Below are 2,427 nucleotides of genomic sequence, written 5' to 3'. Positions count from 1 at the left end.
GGCGCCGCTGCCGCCGGCTGGAGTGGGCGCCACCTTGACCACAAGACCGCCCGCAGTACACCTGTACCATAGGCGGTTTCGTGGGCCGCGGCGTGCTCAGCCGCCGCAGCCGCGGCGGATCACCTCCACCTGGAGGTCCTCCAGCTCCGGGTCCGCAGGGGCTTCCGGCGCAAAGAGCAGCGACCAGGCCACGGGCACATCGCCGGCTTGGAGCGCCGATTCGATGGCGGCGAGCCAGTCGGAAGCCTGGCGTGCGAGCTGGCGGATCAGCCGCTCGGTTGTCGCCATCCGGGTTTCCGAGGCGCCGACCAGGTGCACGTGGGCAAAGGCTTCGGCAGGGGCCTCGCTCGGGCGGAGTTGCAGCAGGATCAGCTCGCCTGGGCCGATGGGGCTGGTGGGCCAGTCCAGGGGGGTGCGGATCGGCTGCTCGCGTGTGCCGGTGAGGATCCAGGTGGCCGCTCCCGGGCGGGCGATCCGCAGTTCAAGCAACGGCTCGACCACGATCAACCGCGGTCGGGATACCGGCACGATGCCGAGGGCATCGGCATCCTCCACCGGCTCGACCCGCGGGGTGACCACGCAGACGGCCACGGGGGGCTCCGGTTGCTGGATGGCCAGCATGGGGCTGGGGCCGGCCGCATCGGCGGGCACGACCAGCAGGCCTGCCAGCAGCAGCAGGGTCGTCAGCCGATGGGGCATCAGCTGAAGCCTGGGAAGTCGTGCAGCTGATCGCGGAGATCACCCAGTTGCGAGGGCGCGGGGTTCTGACCGTTGCGTCGCATCAGCGAGCGCAGGAAGGTGGTTTCGAAGTTGATCGATTCGGTGAACAGGGCACCGGCATACACCGCGTGGGTGAGGCGATCGACCCAGAGAATCCTGGCCTGGGAGTGGATCGGGGTCCCCACGCTGGGGTGGTGCATGGTGATGGGCCCCTCATGGCCGATCTCCACAAGGCTGGTGGTGGGGAACAGCAGACAGGCGCCGGACAGGCTCACATCCCAGAGACGACCATGCAGGGGTTTCGTCTCGATCCTGGTCTCGACACGGAAATCGACGCGGATGGACATGCTGATGGCCGGCACCACCTGACGGGGTTGCCGGCGCGGCACAAAGAAGGAGTCAGAGTTGGGTTGAAGTGGCACCGTCCGCGGTCAGGGCGAGGCACCATCTCAATGAGCCCGCGCTGCAAGCCTACGCAGTAGGACGCGACCCAGCCACGGGGGCGGTGATGGTTCTGTCAGCGGTCCTGGGGCTGCCAATCCGCTCTCCCCAGGCATGCAGACCATCCAGGACCGGCAGGAGTTCCCGTCCCAGGTCGGTGAGGGCGTAGTCCACCCGGGGTGGCACCTCGGGGTGGATCGTGCGGCTGAGCACGCCATCGGCTTCCAGTTCGCGCAACTGGGCGGTGAGGACCTTCTGGCTCACCCCGGGCAGAGCTTTGTGCAGATCCGAAAAGCGACGCACGGCCTGAATCAGCTCCCGCAGGATCAGCAGCTTCCAGCGCCCCTGGATGACCCGCAGGGCCACTTCGGCCTTGCAGTGGGTGTGGTCGTGGCTGCCCAGAAATCCCTGCTCGTTTGGATCGCCCTGCCTGTCCATGGGTTACCGCCAGGTCACCAACCCACCTTCTCGTACCGTCTTGCCCCCGTGGCGTGAGGTAGCCCACGATCGGGCGAGAGACCTTCGAGCCTCCAGCCATGACCGACCTGCTTGTCCTTGCCGCCAGTCATGGGGAGAACCTGCTGATGGCCGAGCGGTTCGCCGCCGCGGCCAGGGCCCGGGATCGCAGTGCCGAGGTGCTGGACCTCACCGAGCTGGCGTTGCCGCTGTTCACCTCCCGGAAGCAGGCCGAACCAGCCCCTCCAGGCCTGGCGGTGCTGCAGAGCCGGTTGGCGGGGGCACCCCGCTGGGTGATCTGCACGCCGGAGTACAACGGCTCCATTCCCCCGGTGCTCACCAGTGCGATCGCCTGGCTGTCGGTGCAGGGTGAGGACTTCCGGAGCCTGTTCAACCAGCGGCCAATCGCCATCGCCTCCCGCTCCGGCGGGGGTGGCCACACCGTGCTGGTCGCCCTGAGGCTCCAGCTGGCCCATCTCGGGGCTGAGGTGGTCGGCCGTCAGCTGGTGAGCACCGCGGCCACTCCCGCCAAGGACAGCTCCATCGACGATCTCGTGGACCGTCTCTTCGCCCACGCCGTACCCCGCTGCTGACCTCCGCGACGACCTCTGCGACGACCTCTGCGATGACCTCTGCGATGACTTCCGCCGACGTTCTGGCGCCCCTGCTCCTGCGCCCCGCCGCTGAACGGTTCCACAGCCAGCTGGACTGGCTGGACAGCTGGCATTCCTTTTCCTTCGCCAGCCACTACGACCCGGCCTGGATGGGCTTCGGGCCGCTGCGCGTGATCAATGACGACACCCTGGCTCC

At 68.1% G+C, this 2,427-nt stretch carries 4 protein-coding genes; 1 reads left to right on the top strand and 3 read right to left on the bottom strand.

Features of this window, described 5'->3' with window-relative positions; translation table 11 throughout:
- Window positions 1-96: 96 nt before the first annotated feature.
- The 3 genes from ACLD7X_RS16315 to ACLD7X_RS16305 are packed head-to-tail and all read right to left on the bottom strand — an operon-like array spanning window position 97 to window position 1,599.
- Entirely contained in the window at window positions 97-699 is a 603-nt protein-coding gene (locus ACLD7X_RS16315) for a hypothetical protein (protein WP_411424737.1), read from the bottom strand.
- The gene (locus ACLD7X_RS16310) at window positions 699-1,142 is read right to left on the bottom strand and encodes a PilZ domain-containing protein (RefSeq protein WP_411424736.1); all 444 of its coding nucleotides are present in this window, start codon (window positions 1,140-1,142) and stop codon (window positions 699-701) included. Before ACLD7X_RS16310 ends, ACLD7X_RS16315 begins: the two co-directional genes overlap by 1 nt.
- A gap of 49 nt (window positions 1,143-1,191) precedes the next feature.
- The gene (locus ACLD7X_RS16305) at window positions 1,192-1,599 is read right to left on the bottom strand and encodes a winged helix-turn-helix transcriptional regulator (RefSeq protein WP_411424735.1); all 408 of its coding nucleotides are present in this window, start codon (window positions 1,597-1,599) and stop codon (window positions 1,192-1,194) included.
- A 98-nt stretch (window positions 1,600-1,697) separates the two neighbouring features.
- Here ACLD7X_RS16305 and ACLD7X_RS16300 point away from each other — a divergent pair, with 98 nt between their 5' ends.
- Window positions 1,698-2,210, top strand: a complete 513-nt coding sequence (locus ACLD7X_RS16300) for an NADPH-dependent FMN reductase (RefSeq protein WP_411424734.1) — start codon at window positions 1,698-1,700, stop codon at window positions 2,208-2,210.
- Window positions 2,211-2,427 lie beyond the last annotated feature (217 nt).

It is taken from the genome of Aphanothece microscopica RSMan92 (assembly GCF_046613545.2).
Classification (GTDB): Bacteria; Cyanobacteriota; Cyanobacteriia; order PCC-6307; family Cyanobiaceae; genus NIES-981.
The sequence above is the reverse complement of the archived record's forward strand: the minus strand, read 5'-3'. Positions and strand labels throughout refer to the sequence as shown.